This window comes from Celeribacter baekdonensis (assembly GCF_003047105.1).
In the GTDB taxonomy this organism is placed as follows: domain Bacteria; phylum Pseudomonadota; class Alphaproteobacteria; order Rhodobacterales; family Rhodobacteraceae; genus Celeribacter; species Celeribacter baekdonensis_B.
Map to the genome: position 1 here is coordinate 1,527,684 of NZ_CP028475.1, position 15,231 is coordinate 1,542,914.

The 15,231-nt window shown below is 58.8% G+C and carries 13 protein-coding genes and 1 pseudogene; 4 read left to right on the forward strand and 10 right to left on the reverse strand.

Annotation, left to right across the window (positions count from 1 at the left end):
- Position 1: 1 nt before the first annotated feature.
- The 6 genes from DA792_RS10940 to mraZ form a co-directional block, all read right to left on the reverse strand.
- Entirely contained in the window at positions 2-1,405 is a 1,404-nt protein-coding gene (locus tag DA792_RS10940) for a UDP-N-acetylmuramoyl-tripeptide--D-alanyl-D-alanine ligase (RefSeq protein ID WP_107719975.1), read from the reverse strand.
- Positions 1,402-2,874, reverse strand: coding sequence for a UDP-N-acetylmuramoyl-L-alanyl-D-glutamate--2,6-diaminopimelate ligase (locus DA792_RS10945; RefSeq protein ID WP_107719976.1), 1,473 nt, complete (start codon positions 2,872-2,874; stop codon positions 1,402-1,404). Before DA792_RS10945 ends, DA792_RS10940 begins: the two co-directional genes overlap by 4 nt.
- A gap of 78 nt (positions 2,875-2,952) precedes the next feature.
- On the reverse strand, positions 2,953-4,752 hold the full coding sequence (locus DA792_RS10950) for a peptidoglycan D,D-transpeptidase FtsI family protein (protein ID WP_107719977.1): 1,800 nt from the start codon (positions 4,750-4,752) through the stop codon (positions 2,953-2,955).
- Positions 4,749-5,105 carry a cell division protein FtsL gene (gene ftsL / locus DA792_RS10955; RefSeq protein WP_107719978.1) on the reverse strand — a complete coding sequence of 119 codons (357 nt, stop codon included), beginning with the start codon at positions 5,103-5,105 and terminating at the stop codon, positions 4,749-4,751. Before ftsL ends, DA792_RS10950 begins: the two co-directional genes overlap by 4 nt.
- Positions 5,106-5,118: 13 nt before the next feature.
- A complete protein-coding gene (gene rsmH, locus DA792_RS10960) occupies positions 5,119-6,129 on the reverse strand; it encodes a 16S rRNA (cytosine(1402)-N(4))-methyltransferase RsmH (RefSeq protein WP_107719979.1) in 1,011 nt (336 codons plus the stop codon).
- Between the two features lies 1 nt (position 6,130).
- Positions 6,131-6,622, reverse strand: coding sequence for a division/cell wall cluster transcriptional repressor MraZ (gene mraZ, locus DA792_RS10965; protein WP_254679704.1), 492 nt, complete (start codon positions 6,620-6,622; stop codon positions 6,131-6,133).
- A gap of 158 nt (positions 6,623-6,780) precedes the next feature.
- Between mraZ and DA792_RS10970 the strand changes: the two genes are divergently transcribed.
- Entirely contained in the window at positions 6,781-7,023 is a 243-nt protein-coding gene (locus tag DA792_RS10970; protein ID WP_107719980.1) for a hypothetical protein, read from the forward strand.
- A 296-nt stretch (positions 7,024-7,319) separates the two neighbouring features.
- Here the strand turns inward: DA792_RS10970 and DA792_RS10975 are convergent, their stop codons facing one another.
- Entirely contained in the window at positions 7,320-8,420 is a 1,101-nt protein-coding gene (locus DA792_RS10975) for an Mrp/NBP35 family ATP-binding protein (protein WP_107719981.1), read from the reverse strand.
- Positions 8,421-8,764: 344 nt separating this feature from the next.
- On the opposite strand from DA792_RS10975, the gene DA792_RS10980 reads away from it, so the two are divergent.
- A complete protein-coding gene (locus tag DA792_RS10980; RefSeq protein ID WP_107719982.1) occupies positions 8,765-8,980 on the forward strand; it encodes a DUF1127 domain-containing protein in 216 nt (71 codons plus the stop codon).
- Positions 8,981-9,508: 528 nt separating this feature from the next.
- Here the strand turns inward: DA792_RS10980 and DA792_RS10985 are convergent.
- Together DA792_RS10985 and DA792_RS10990 are read right to left on the reverse strand one after the other, a co-directional pair.
- Positions 9,509-10,672: a Hint domain-containing protein gene (locus tag DA792_RS10985; RefSeq protein WP_107719983.1), complete on the reverse strand. Its 1,164-nt coding sequence runs from the start codon at positions 10,670-10,672 to the stop codon at positions 9,509-9,511.
- Between the two features lie 87 nt (positions 10,673-10,759).
- Positions 10,760-13,266: pseudogene (locus tag DA792_RS10990) on the reverse strand (ATP-dependent helicase).
- Positions 13,267-13,437: 171 nt separating this feature from the next.
- Here DA792_RS10990 and DA792_RS10995 point away from each other — a divergent pair.
- Positions 13,438-13,995 (forward strand): DJ-1/PfpI family protein, encoded by a 558-nt coding sequence (locus DA792_RS10995; protein ID WP_107719984.1) that lies wholly within the window; start codon positions 13,438-13,440, stop codon positions 13,993-13,995.
- 76 nt (positions 13,996-14,071) lie between these two features.
- Positions 14,072-14,506 carry a ribbon-helix-helix domain-containing protein gene (locus DA792_RS11000; protein ID WP_254679679.1) on the forward strand — a complete coding sequence of 145 codons (435 nt, stop codon included), beginning with the start codon at positions 14,072-14,074 and terminating at the stop codon, positions 14,504-14,506.
- Positions 14,507-14,508: 2 nt separating this feature from the next.
- On the opposite strand, the gene DA792_RS11005 is transcribed toward DA792_RS11000, so the two are convergent.
- Positions 14,509-15,108, reverse strand: a complete 600-nt coding sequence (locus DA792_RS11005; RefSeq protein WP_159075250.1) for a MarR family winged helix-turn-helix transcriptional regulator — start codon at positions 15,106-15,108, stop codon at positions 14,509-14,511.
- Between the last annotated feature and the right edge of the window lie 123 nt (positions 15,109-15,231).

Consider the following 15,231-nt stretch of genomic DNA (forward strand, 5'->3'; position numbering starts at 1 on the left):
CTTATGCGTCGTTGGGCAGGCCGTGCCCCAATTTGCGCAGCGCGTCAACCAGAAGGCTGACTTTTGCGCCTTTTGAGCCTTTGATCAGGACGACATCGCCCGGCCCGACCAAGGTGTTGAGCGCCTCACGCGCCTCTGTCGCGGTCTCAAACCACGCGCCGCGCCGCGCCTCTGGCAGGGCCTTATAAAGGCCGCGCATCAGTGGCCCGACACAATGCACGACATCCACCACGGCAAACCACGGCAGGGCCGCCAAGCCTTTGTGGATCGCCGTCTCTTGCGGCCCCAATTCCAACATATCGCCCAAAATGGCCACCCGCCGGCCACCCGTGTTGGGCGTCGCTTTGGCCAAGACCTCAAGCGCTGCCCCCATCGACGTCGGGTTGGCGTTAAACGCATCGTCAATCAGTTCGATCGGCGCACCGACAGGCAAGGCCACCGTTTCGCGCGCGCCCCGGCCCGCAGGCGGCGCCCAAAGCGCCAAATCCCGTGCCGCCTGGGCCACATCGGCACCAAGCGCGTAGACCACGGCCAAACATCCCACCGCATTGGCGGCAAAATGACGACCTGCGGTGGAAAGGCGAAAGTCGATGCTTTGGGTGTCGATCTCAGCATGCGCCAGCGTTGCCCCGTCCTCAAGATCGACAGACATGAGACGCGCGGCACAGGCCTCGTCTTCGCCAAACCGGATCATGTCGCCGGACCAAGCCGCGGCCAAAATATCAGTGACGGCCAGATCGCCATTGATCACCGCCACGCCATTCGGTTCCAGCCCCTCAAAAATCGCGGACTTTTCATGGGCGATGCCTTCGATATTCTCGAACGCCGCCAAATGCGCCGGGGCGACCGTGGTGATCATCGCCACATCAGGGCGCGCCATACGGGCCAAGGGTGCAATCTCGCCGGGGTGATTCATGCCGATCTCAAGCACGGCAAATTCCGTGTCGCGTGGCATCCGCGCCAAGGTCAAAGGCACGCCCCAATGGTTGTTGTAGCTGGCCTCGGCGGCGTGGGTTTTGCCCTGTTGGCTGAGAATCGCGCGCAGCATTTCTTTGGTCGAGGTTTTGCCCACCGAGCCGGTGACGCCGATCACCTTGCCCGCCACGCGGGCGCGGGCGGCAACGCCCAACCGCTCAAGCGCGGGCAAAACGTCATCGACGATCAACAGCGGCGCATCCTCCGTGACCCCTTTTGGCAAGCGCGACACCAAAGCCGCCGCAGCGCCTTTGGCCAAAGCATGTGCCACAAAGTCGTGACCATCGCGCACATCGGCCAAAGCGACAAACAAATCGCCCGGCTGGATCGTACGGGTGTCAATCGAAATGCCCGTGATCTCAAAACCTTGCGTGGCGCGCCCTTGCGTGGCGACGACCGCCTCACCCGAGGTCCATAACGCCCCGCTCACAGCGCACCATCCAGCGCAGACACCGCCAGTGAGGCCTGTTCGACGTCATCAAACGGAAAAATATCGTCGCCAATCACCTGCCCGCTCTCGTGCCCCTTACCGCAAATCAACAGCGCGTCACCGGGCTGCAACGCGTCAACGCCGCGCAGGATCGCCTCGGCCCGATCCGCCACTTCCATCGCATCGGGCGCGCCCGCCATGACCTCGGCACGGATCGCGGCCGGGTCTTCGGAGCGCGGGTTGTCATCGGTGATGATCACCAGATCGGCGTGCTCTTGCGCCGCGCGGCCCATCAATGGACGTTTGGTTTTATCGCGATCGCCGCCCGCGCCAACGATGGCAATGATCCGGCCCATAACATGCGGACGCAGCGCCTGGATCGCGGTGGCCACCGCATCAGGCGTGTGGGCGTAATCGACAAACACCGCCGAGCCATTGCCACGCGTGGCCGCGTGTTGCATCCGCCCGCGCACACCAGTGAGTTCGGGCAGACAGGAAAACACTTCTTCCGGGTCGGCGCCAGAGGCCATCACCAACCCAGCGGCGGCCATGACGTTTTCGGCCTGAAATCCGCCAATCAGATCGAGCCGGATTTGGTAGATATTGCCAACAAAATCGACGCGCAGGTCCTGCCCTGTCGGGTCAAAGCGTTGCCCCATGACGCGCAGATCGGCGGCGTCTGAACGGCCAACCCGCATCACATCAATGCCACGCTCGGCGCACAGGCCCTCGACCTCCATCCCGCGCGCATCGTCAATATTGACGACGGCCACGCCGTCTTCCGGTAAAATCCGCGTAAACAGCCCGGCTTTGGCGGCAAAATAGGCCTCAAACGTGGCGTGGTAATCCAAGTGGTCTTGGGTGAAATTGGTGAATGCCGCCGCCGTCAAACCGACCCCATCCAAGCGGCGCTGTGCAAGCCCATGGCTCGACGCCTCCATCGCGCCATGGGTGACGCCTGCATTTGCGGCCTCCGACAACATCCGGTGCAAAGTGATCGGTTCGGGCGTGGTGTGCGGGCTTGGCGCTTGCCAATCGCCCTCAACCCCGGTGGTGCCAATGTTGATCGCACGCATTCCCAAAATCTGCCAAATCTGACGGGTGAAAGTCGCCACCGAGGTTTTGCCATTGGTGCCGGTGACCGCGACCATGACCTCAGGTTGGCGGCCAAAATAAAGCGCTGCGGCATAGGCCAATGCCTGACGCGGATCTTCGACCACGACCAAAGCGGGATCGTGATCTTTGATCGCATCCTGCGCGATGCGCGCGCCTTCGGGATCGGTCAAAATCGCCCGCGCGCCCATACGCAAGGCATATTGAACGAATTCTGCCCCATGCGACCGTGCGCCCGGCAAAGCGGCAAACAAATGCCCCTCCATGGTCTGGCGACTGTCGACAGAAAGGCCCGTGATCGTACACTCCCGCCCGCCCTGCGCGGTCAATCCAAGCTCGGATAGCGTTTTCATCATGGCAACACCCGCCCTTTTTGCGACTTTGGTTTCGATTTGATCCGCATAAAGACCCGCGAGGGATCAAAGCAAAACGCTTTAACGTGATGCGGTCAGTGTTAGCGCAGCTTGGGCACTGGATTCAATCTCGGGTCGCAGCCCCAACAACGGCGCGGTGCGACGGATCACCTCAGCGGCGACCGGCACAGCGGTCCAGCCGGCGGTGCGGCGCGGTTTTGGTCCTGACGTGTCAGAGGCCTCATCCATGGTCACGATCAGCACATATTTCGGATTTTCCGCCGGAAAGATCGAGGCAAACGTGTTGATGTTTCTGTCGTCATAATAGCCGCCCGTCGGTTTAGGCTTGTTGGCTGTGCCGGTTTTGCCACCAACATGATAGCCTGGCACCTCGGCAAAACTGGCCGTGCCTGCCGGATTTGACACCACTTGGCGCAGCATGGAACGCGACGCGGTTGAGACCTCTTCACGCACGACACGCGGGCCTTTGGGAGTGAAGCCCGTGCGTTTGATCAAGGTCGGCTCCACCCGCGTGCCGCCATTGAGCAAAGAGGCATAAGCCGTAGCCAGATGCAGCGGCGAGGCCGACAGACCGTGGCCAAAGCCGATGGTCAGCGTCGAAAGCTCCGACCAATGCGGCGGCAAAAGCGGCTTGGCCGAGGGGGCCTCGGACAGTTCCACCGGGGTGGCTTCGAAAAAGCCCAGCGATTTGAGAAAGCTCTGTTGCCGCTCCACACCGATTTGTTGTGCCACATGCGCGGTCGCCACGTTCGAAGATTTGACGATCATGTCATTGAGGCTCAACATTGGCCCGTAATTATGGCCTTCGAATTCGCCAATGGTGTATTTGCCCCAACGAAACGGCGGTTTGGCCTCAATCAACGTATCCGGGGTGGCGATGCCGATTTCCATCGCCTGAGCGGCGGCAAAGATTTTAAAGGTCGAACCAAGCTCATAGACGCCCTGCACCGCACGGTTGAACCGTGGGTTTTCACCGTCTTTTTGTCCGGCAAACGTCGGGCGCGAGTTCGGATCAAAATCCGGCAACGACACCATGGCGACGATCTCACCCGTCTGCGCGTCCATCATCACGGCGGCCGCGCCTTTGGCGTCCAACATCCGCATGCCCCCATAGAGCACTTCACGCACGGTCGATTGCACCGTCAGATCAATCGACAATTGCAACGGCTTGTCGCCATTCGACGGATCGCTCAGATAGCTGTCACGCGCTTTTTCAATGCCGGACTGGCCAACGATCTCGGCGCTCATCACGCCCTCGCGGCCAAATTTGGTGCCGCCCAAAATATGCGCCGCCAATTTTCCGTTGGGATAAAGCCGCTCTTCGCGCGGGCCAAACAACAGTCCCGGCTCACCGATGTCATGCACGGCTTGTTGTTGTTCTGGGGCGATTTTTTTCTTAATCCAGAGGAACTTACGCTTTCCGGTAAAATCACGGATCAATCGGTCCTGGTCGAGATCGGGGAAAATGCGCGCCAATTCTTGCGCGGCATGAACCGGGTCGATCATCTCTTGCGGTTGGGCGTAGAGCGAATTGGTCACCCGGTTGGTGGCCAAAATCCGACCGTTGCGGTCCACAATATCGGCGCGCTGCGCCAAGATCGGCGTGCCGGACGCCTCGGCGCGCGGCTCTTCGGGCACAGTGGCCGACACCTGTCCCATTTTGAGACCAACGACAACAAAAGCCGAGACGAAACACAGGCCCAACACCAAAAGCCGCCCTTCGGCGCGCAACCGCGAGCTGTCGCGCATCTCCTCGTGGCGCAAACGCAGGTTTTCGCGCTCAATCGTGTCGGGATTTTCGCCTTTTGAGCGGGCAGACAGAACACGGGCCAGAGGGCGCAAAGGGGTCCGTATGCTCATGGCTCGATCGCCTCCAAAGAGCCCACCACGTCGACGGGATTGCTCAGTTCAAACAAAAGGTCTTCTTCAGCCGGAAAGCTGATCTGATCAACACGGCCGAATTGCTCGGGCAAAAACGGCAAAAGCCCCAGCCGATCAAAGTTGATCTCCGCCAGATCGCGCAGCCGTTCGGGGCGGTTCAGATAGGCCCATTCGGCCTTGAGCACGGCCAGTTCTTCGCGCTGATGACCGATGTCGCGTTGAATTTGGCTAACATTGCGCAGCACTTGCTGCGTTGCATAGTTTTCCTGGTAGGCCCAAAAGGCCAACCCCATAACCATCAGAGCAGAAACGATAAAATAAAAGCTACGCATCTCTCACCGGGCCTCACCTTGAACTGACTACGGATTTTGGCAGACCCAAATCCGACCGATCCACACCGAGGGCCGGCGCATCCGTGCGCCGCGCAACCCGAAGCCGCGCAGAACGCGCACGCGGGTTGTCTTCCAACTCGTCATCATCTGGACCGATTGCCTTGGACAACTGCTCAAATCCGGGCGTTTTCGCCTCTTGCACCGGAGCATAGCGCGACCCGCCCCCGCCCGTCGAGGCCCTCTGTTGCAAAAACCGTTTCACAACACGGTCTTCAAGCGAATGAAAGCTCACAACTGCCAATTGACCGCCCGGTTTGAGCGCGCGCTCGGCGGCCTCTAACCCTTCGATCAACTCGCCAAACTCGTCATTCACCGCAATACGAATGGCCTGAAACGTGCGCGTCGCCGGGTGGCTTTGGCCCGGCTTTTTGCGTGGCAAAAGCCGCTCGATCAGCCCCGCCAATTGCAACGTGGTTTCAAACGGCGCTTTTTCCACGCGATCCTTCACGATGGCACGGGCGATTTTACGCGATTGCTTTTCTTCACCATAGTGAAACAGCACCGCCGCGATTTCGCCCTCATCCGCGGTGTTGACAAACTCAGCCGCCGTCATCCCATCCTGCGACATGCGCATATCCAACGGCCCGTCGCGCATGAATGAAAATCCGCGTTCCGCGATGTCGAGCTGCATGGACGAAACACCTAAATCCAACACCACGCCGTCAAGCTCTGAGGCGTAGTCATCGAGTTTGGAAAACGTACCAAGCACCAGCTCGATCTTGCCCGCATAGGACGGCTCATTGATCCAGCTTTGCGCCATCTCATGCGCCAAAGGATCGCGGTCGACGCCGTAAACCAGATCCGCGCCCTCGGCGATCAGACCTTTGGTATAGCCGCCCGCACCAAAAGTGCCATCCAGCCAACGACCATGAATGGGTGCGCATTCGCGCAACAGCGGACGCAAAAGAACGGGGATATGGGGCTTTTTGTCAGATGCGTCGGCGGGAGGGATGTCCGTGGTCATGTCAGACCCCCATATCGTCCAAAAGGCTCAGAGGATCAAAATCATCCCCCTGCTCTTCCAGCCATTTGCCCGTCACAACCGCATCAACCTCTGCGTGGGTTTCTGGCTTCCAAATCTCAAAGGTCTCCCCCAGCCCGGCAAAATAGGCGGTGCCATCAAGCGAAATCTTATCACGCAACGGCTGCGGCAGGACCAAACGACCATCGGCGTCCACTTCGGTCGGACGGGCGCGGTTGAGGATCATACGTTCCATGATCTTGCGCTTTTCCGACCCGCGCGGCAGCGCAGCAATATCGGCGGCAAGACGGCGATAGCCATCATAAGTGTGTACGATGAGTTGCTTTTGTTTGTCATGGCCATAGACGATGACCATACGCGGGCGCCCGGATTGCGTGGCAAGGGGATCGCCCTCTTCGAGTTCACGACGAAAATCGGCAGGGATCGACACGCGTCCCTTTCCGTCCACCTTAAAGGTGTGTTCGCCAATGAACATGCCGGCCACGCGGCGCTCCTTTACCTGTCCCACCCCAATGTCGGGGCTTTTGAATGCGAAACGGCGGACCGAGCTGCTGCCACTGCTCGATCCGCCGCCCTCGTCCCGATTACCGGGCTGTCCGACTGCGCGCGCCATCTGGGGGGATGTCTGCTCGCATGCGCGTCGAATCTCTTTGTTCTGATGAAAGCGGGGCCTGTATGAAACCTGACTTTGGGGTTTTGTTTGCGGTCTTGAATGCGCCGCTCATTCCCGTCTCATCTGATGAATTCAATTTGGCACGGGAATTCATGGTAATCAATGGATTTCTTACACACAGCCCCCAGATGTTGCCCACAGGGGCGCGTCACAACCAGATGTTGCGCCACAAGATCACAAAAACCTTACCTTATGTTGGTTAATTTTGGATCAACTCAACTATATATAGACAAAATGGCAACCAACCCGACACAGATCGAAGGAGTGAAAAAATCCACAGCCCTCCAGTGAAATCACAAAACTCCACCGAGTTATCCACAGGGAAGTGATTCGCCGTGAGGACAAACGGAAGTAAAACCCCCGAGAAATGCCATGAAATCCCAAAAGTGCCATGAAATCCCACCACACCCACAAAGTCCCAAAAGACGAGCGCACCGCCCAAACAAAAACGCGCGGAGCCCTCGCCCCGCGCGTTTCAAATCCTTCTGGAAAGTGGAGATCAGGCCATACCACCCGCAACCAAGCGCTGCGCCAGTTGCAGATAGGGCTCGGCCAGAGGACTGTCGGTCGCGGCAATCGGCACGCCTTCATCCCCTGCGATCCGCGCCTCAAGCGCCAAAGGCAGTTGCGCCAAGAACGGCACGCCGATCTTTTCGGCCTCTTCCGCCACGCCGCCATGGCCAAAAATATGCGCCTCATGCCCGCAGTTCGGACAGATATACATCGACATATTTTCGATCAGCCCCAGCACTGGCACGTTCAACTTGTTGAACATCGAAATCCCGCGCCGTGCATCCATCAAGGCCACATCCTGTGGCGTCGAGACCACAAGCGCGCCAGTCAGGTCGGTTTTTTGCCCCAACGTGAGCTGCACATCGCCCGTGCCCGGCGGCATGTCGATCAACAGCACATCCAACTCACCCCAAGCCACCTGCCCCAACATCTGTTGCATCGCGCCCATCAACATCGGCCCGCGCCAAACCACAGCTTCGCCATCCGGGATCATAAACCCGATCGACATCAAGGTGACGCCATGAGCATGCAGCGGCTCGATGGTTTCCCCATCAGGGCTGGCGGGGCGTTTGTTGACCCCCATCATCCGCGGTTGCGACGGGCCATAAATGTCGGCATCCAAAAGCCCGACCTTGCGGCCCATTTTGGCCAAGGCGACGGCGAGATTGGCGGACACGGTGGATTTGCCCACGCCGCCCTTGCCCGAGGCAATGGCGATGACGTTTTGAACGCCGGCGGGCTTGGTCTTACCCTGCTGCGGCGTTGGATGGCGGCCAATTTTGAGGCTGGGCGGCTCTTTGCCCCCCGAAGTGGTCGCGGGCGGAGGCGTGGACCCGGCCGGGCCATGGGCGGTCATTACGATGGAAACCTTGCCAACCCCCTCCAAAGCCTCAAGCCGCGCCTTGGCCTCGGCCTCAACCCCGGACCAGGCGCGTGCGGCCGTGGCATCGGGGGCTTCAATGACGAAACGCACCACATCGCCCTCAACATTAAGGGCGCGCACGCGGTCGGCGTCCACAAGATTCGTGCCATCCGGCAACGCAACGCCCCGAAGGACCGTCATGATACTGTCGTGTTCTACGGGCATAGATCCTATCCCTCTTTTGCTCTCCCCCCGAAATAGGCCCTTTGTTGACCCAATTCCACCACTCAATCCGACGCATTTTGTCCGTTCGCGGTGTTACCGCAACCGCAACGGGAAAATAGGTCAGCATGGGTCATGCATTTTCTGCATGGCAGCATTGACAAGGTGGGGGATTGTGCATTCGCAGCAATTCCCCCAAATTGAACTCAAGCAACGAGCGACAGAGCCGAAGCCCAAACCGCTTTAAGTCGCCCCCCACACGGGTGGCGCGCAGAGCGGAACAGGCCAAAGTCAGATCGCACTCCCAAAGGGCAAACTGCCCAAACGCATACTAAGGTTAAAGTCACATGGCTTACGCAAACGACATTCGCAGCGCCGCACCGGCCTCCTCCGCCTCCTTCGGCGGTCTGTTCAAATCTTTGGCAGAACGGTTTGCACGCTACAAGGTCTACCGCGAAACAGTGCTCGAGCTGTCCGGTCTGACAGACCGCGATCTGGCCGACATGGGCATGTCCCGCGCCTCAATCAACGCTGTGGCTTACGAAGCCGCATACAGCAAATAAGTTTACGACATCACGGCCCTTCCTCCTCCCTGGGCCCTGATAAAAGCGGCGGCGTCTCTCCTCCTCCCTGACGTCGCCGCACAGATACGGAATTTAGGGTTCTTCCTCCTCCCTTGGACCCTGAAGACCAGAGCGGCGATGCTTCCTCCTCCCTGCATCGTCGCACCTATACCGGGCGAAAGCCCTCGATATGCGGTCTCTCTTCCTCCTCCCTGAGGGGCCGTTACTGAAGGCGGCGGTGTCTTCCTCCTCCCTGACACCGCCGCATTTCTTTCTGATACGGGTCCATCTCCTCCCTCGTGGCCCGCATACTGAGACACCCGCGCCCTCCTCCTCCCTGGCGCGGGTGTTTTCATATCTAGCCTGTGAAATTTTGAGCCCTAAAGCGTGATGCCTTGAACCTGAGACAGGGGAAAGGCATGACGCTGCCAGACATATCAAGGGTGTGGGCGTAACTCCGTGATTCACGGTTTACGGCGCTACGCTTTAAGATAAGTGCTTTTGCGCTTTGCCGATCTCAAAATGGCTTTAGATCTGGAGCGTTTCCGACTGCGTCACGCTCTCAAATGCGGGCAAACCGCCGCCCGACCATCCCGGCCCTTTCAACAGATCCAAATGATAAGGGCGGCTCTGTTTGCGCCCCGGCGATAAGAAAAGTTTGGGCTTCTGTTTGCTTTGACCCGAAATTTGCGCCAAAAGCGCATGCCCCTCACGGACCGACAAAAACCGTCGGGCCGGGGTTTGCGCGTCTGACATGCCCAAAACATCCATCAGAGTTTCAACCGCACCGCTTTCGGGGGCCCCTTTGGGGGCGGCGGACGCTGCAACCATGACCTCGCGCGCCACACGGCCAAGATAGAGGCTTTCGCAGACCACATCCTGACAGGAAACCAATTCGTGGCGCTCAAACAACAAATGCACATAGGTGATACGGTCCTGCGGCCGAATCCGAATGTGAGTGCCATCCACAAAGGAAACAGCAGGTAAAAGCACCTGAGAGACGCCGTGTTTTTGCATCACCTCCTCGCCCTGCACCAACACCCGATGATGTTGACTGAGACAAACCGGGCCAGAATTGCCAATTGCGCCGGGTTCAAACACCACCGGCGCATGGCGTCCCCATCCACGCACGTCGCGCGCCGCAACCCAACGCACCACTTGTGGACCGTGATCGTGGGTTAAAACCCGATCGCCGGGGCGAATCCGAACCGCAGGCATTGGCCCAGACGGGGTGTCGATCGGCATCGAGGCTTCAAAACACACGGCTTGGTACGTGGTGCCGGGGTCTAAGTCAGTGTTGTGAAATTCGGGCGCCTGTCCGCCAACAAAATTGTTGAAATACCACGTTTCAAGGTCGAATTCGGGCGTCCAGACCACTTGGACCAATTCGCCATTGCTATCATAGCCCTCAAACACCACCGCATACCCTTCGTCGCCACCATAGTTGATATAGTCAGATCGGACGACCGTCGCATTTTCGATGGTATCGCCGCCCTGCCCCGAAAAGGTCAACGTATAGGTGTCGCCAGGGGAAAAGATGTAGGGGCTGTCATCACCCAGCTGCGATTCGATGATCAAGTCATGGGTGGACGTGGGCGGGTAGTCAAATTTCGACTGACCCGGCGACGAATTCACATTTGACCCGGTTGACGCCGCAAATTGGCTGTCGATTGCATTGATGGTTATCGTCATCGCCTATCACCCACTGAGGATGACGGGACGCTACGTCAGCACGGTTAAAATCCGGCTAATTTCAATGCATACTGCGGAAAATCTGGTTCAAAATGGCACATCAGAGGCCTTTTCAGCCGGCAAAACAAAGCCCGCCACCAGTTTTTTCAAACCGGAATGATCGAATTCGATGGCGAGCTTGTCGCCCTCGATCTCCATCACCTCGCCATAGCCGAATTTTTTGTGAAACACCCGATCCCCGATGGCAAAGGCCACGACGGCTTTGGCGTCAATCACGGCGGGATGTTTGCCGATGGAGTGCGCCACGCCACGTTGTCCGGCTTTGGCTTGTTGGCCACGGCTCTGCATCCGTCGCCAGCCGGGGGAGTCATAAGCATCGGCATTGGACACGCGATCATGGAAGGAGGCACGTGGCAGGTCATCGTCCTGATGCCCGCCCAAAGAGCCAAAGCCCCCGGCGTCCCCGAAAGCCCCGAAGGCGTCATGATGTCCACATGATCGACCGGCAATTCATCAATAAACCGCGAGGCCAGCTGCGATTGCCATTGACCATAGACCCGACGGTTGGCGGCAAAGGTGATGGTACACAGTTCCTCGGCGCGGGTGATGCCGACATAGGCGAGACGGCGCTCTTCCTCCAAGCCCTTGAGACCACTTTCATCCATCGAGCGCTGTGACGGGAAAAGCCCCTCTTCCCAGCCCGGCAGGAACACGACAGGAAACTCAAGCCCCTTGGCCCCGTGCAGGGTCATGATGGTGACTTTCTCGCCATCCTTGCCCTTATCATTGTCCATAATCAAAGCGACGTGTTCCAAGAACCCGGCGAGATTGTCGAATTGTTCCAAGGCCTTGACGAGTTCCTTGAGGTTCTCAAGCCGCCCCGGCGCCTCCGGCGTTTTGTCGTTTTGCCACATGGTGGTGTAGCCGGATTCGTCCAAGATTTTTTCCGCCAGCTCAATATGGCCGATCTCGGCGGGATCATAGGCGACGTCTTCGACCAGCGCGTCTTCATCGGCCACGCCGGGATAGCGGATTTGTTGCGCGCACAGCCCGGACCAGCGATCCAGATCGGCCAAAAGCCCGGCCACGCCGGACTTGGCTTTGCCCTTGAGCAACCCGTCCGCAATCGCGATTCGCGCGCCTTCGACAAGGTTCACACCATTGGAGCGCGCCGCGATTTGAATCTCTTGCAGCGCCTTATCCCCGACCCCGCGTTTGGGCGTGTTGATGATGCGCTCGAACGCCAGGTCGTCCTCGGGTGAGATCACCACGCGGAAATAGGCCATCGCATCGCGGATCTCCATCCGCTCATAGAAACGCGGCCCACCAATGACACGATACGGCAGACCGATGGACAAAAACCGATCCTCAAAGGCGCGCATTTGATGCGAGGCACGCACGAGAATGGCCATCTCATCGAGGGAGAATTGCCGCAACCGGGAGCGCGATCCGCCATGCATCGCTTCGATCTCTTCCCCAACCCAGCGCGCCTCTTCTTCGCCGTCCCAATGGCCGATGAGGCGGACCTTTTCGCCCTCGGTCTCAGCGGTCCAAAGCTCTTTGCCAAGCCGCCCGGTGTTGCCGGAAATCACCGAGGAGGCGGCGGCCAGAATATGCGGGGTGGAGCGGTAGTTTTGTTCCAGCCGCACGACCTTTGCGCCGGGAAAATCCTTTTCAAACCGTAAGATATTGCCCACTTCGGCACCGCGCCAACCATAAATCGACTGATCATCATCGCCGACGCAACAGATGTTTTTATGTCCGCCCGCAAGCAGACGCAGCCACAGATATTGGGCGACGTTGGTATCTTGGTACTCGTCCACGAGGATGTATTTGAACCAACGCTGATATTGCTCCAACAGGTCCGGGTGGGTTTGGAAAATCGTCACCATATGCAAAAGCAGATCGCCGAAATCGACGGCGTTCAGGGTCTGAAGGCGGGCTTGATATTGGGCGTAAAGGCTTGGCCCGCGATCATTAAACGCCGCCGCTTCTGAGCCCGGCAAAGTCTTTGGCGTCAGCGCGCGGTTTTTCCATCCGTCGATGATCCCGGCCAATTGCCGCGCGGGCCAGCGCTTTTCGTCCATGCCCGACGCAACGATCAGTTGCTTCATCAACCGGACCTGATCATCCGTGTCCAAAATCGTAAAATTCGATTTCAACCCAACCAATTCGGCATGTCGGCGCAGGAGTTTGACACAGACCGAGTGAAAGGTGCCAAGCCACGGCATCCCCTCAATCGTGTGGCCCATCAGCCCGGCCACGCGTTCTTTCATCTCGCGGGCGGCCTTGTTGGTAAAGGTCACAGCGAGGATTTCGTTCGGACGGGCCCGCCCGGTGTTCAAAAGATGCGCGATGCGCGCGGTCAGCGCCTTGGTCTTGCCGGTGCCCGCGCCCGCGAGCATCAGGACGGGACCGTCCAAGGCCTCAACAGCGGCGCGTTGGGCGGGATTGAGACCATCCAGATAATCCAGAGGACGCGCGCCCATAGCCCCCTGCATCGCCAGTTGCGACAGGGATTGGCCCGTATTGGAGCCAGCGGCGGGGCGGGTGACGGCCGCCTCGAAGGCGTCATCTTCATTGAAACTGCTCATGCGCATGACGATACAGAAGAGCCGCGCCGAGGAAAAGCACGTTCTTTATATGTTCTCATCACATCTGGTATCTTTCCTGCGCGCCTCACCGTAGTATCCCCATAACACCCACGCCCGCCCGCTCTGACCTAGGCTGATCGCACGACATCGACAGTCACGGGAGGAGAGACGATGGCCAAAATTCTCATGATCACAGGTGATTTCACCGAAGACTACGAAACCATGGTGCCGTTCCAGTGCCTTATGGCCTGCGGACATACGGTGGATGCGGTGTGCCCCGGCAAAGCGGCGGGAGAAACGGTGAAAACCGCGATCCACGATTTCGAGGGCGACCAGACCTATACCGAAAAGCCCGGTCACAATTTTGCGCTGACCGCGACCTATGCGGAGATTGACGCGTCCGATTACGATGCTTTGGTCATTCCGGGCGGGCGCGCGCCGGAGTATTTGCGGCTGGATGCGTCGGTGTTGGACATGGTGCGGCATTTCTTTGAGACCAATAAACCCGTGGCCTCCGTCTGTCACGGAGCACAGCTTTTGGCCGCAGCCGGGGTGTTGAAAGATCGGACCTGTTCCGCCTATCCCGCCTGTTCCTTTGAGGTCACAGCCGCCGGGGGCACCTATGCCGACATCGCGGTGAGCGCCGCCGTCACCGACGGCAATCTGGTCACGGCCCCCGCTTGGCCCGCCCATCCGGACTGGCTCGCGCAGTTTATGAAATTGCTGTAAGATCACCCCATTGGCGGGGTCAATATACCCTGCCAATGAACCAAAAGCGGACACCAAACAGGAGGGAGGACCTGAGATGTGTGAACTTTTTATTGGTGCGGACCCAATGCTTTGGCAAAGCCGGACCCGGAGCCTGCGCATTGATGGGGTGGCGACCTCCATTCGGATCGAGACGCATTTTTGGGAAACACTCGAAGAGATTGGTGCGCGTGACGGATTGTCCTTGGCACAGTTGATCACGAAGCTGTGGCATGAGGCGATGGATGCCGATCACGATCTGGGCAATTTCACCTCGTTTTTGCGCGTGTGCTGCTCTCGCTACCATGCGTTGATCGCACTGGGGGAGATTTCCTCTGATCTCAGCCGCCCGATTGCCGCCAGCCCGGCACAGGAGATTTTGGCCCGCGAAGCCGCGCGGCGCGCCCTGTCCGGGTTGAGGCCGCCCTCGTTGAGCCAACCTGAAAACCGGCCCGAAAATCGGCCAGAAAACCGGCCAGAAAAAATCAACTGAACTTAGGGTTTGACCGCCTCTGACGGGACATCTTTTGCCTCGGAGACAACCGCCAAAATGCCCGAGACATAGCGTGCGAAGAGGCGTGAAAATGTGGCAATGTCTTCGCCCTCCCAGCCCGCAAACACCTCGGAGAGAATGCGCCATTTCGATAGGGTAAATTCGCCCAGAAATTTGCGCGACTTCGGCGTGACTGCCAAAACCGAGCGCCGCGCGTCCTCCTGCGCCGCGCGCCGTTCGACAAAGCCGCGTGACACCAGTTCGGACACGATCCGTGAGGCGCGGGACGGGTCCACCGCCATCACTTCGGCCACCATGCCGATGGTTGGCTGAACCGGATCGGGGCGACCAATGCCAGCGGAAAGTTGTGCAATCGACAACAGCCCCTGAAGCAGCGCAGGCTCCAATGTCTCGGTCACGCCCTCTAACACCTTGCCCTTGAATTCGCCCTTTTCGGCCATGCGCCGCCATTGAAACAGCGCCATATCCAATTCCAAAAGCGCCTCAGAGGCCTCGGGGCTGAACCCTTTGCCTTCAAGAAACTGTGGGATGCCCGCATGAATACGGGGATCAAAGGCGCGGAGTTTGGATACATCTGTCATGGCAGTTTCGGCAGTCTCGGCAGTCTCGGTTATGCGGGGTGACATTGCATCATTATGTGCGGATGTCAACTATATGACGGTCGCATTTATGTGATATTGACACATAAATAAATTCGCACTACC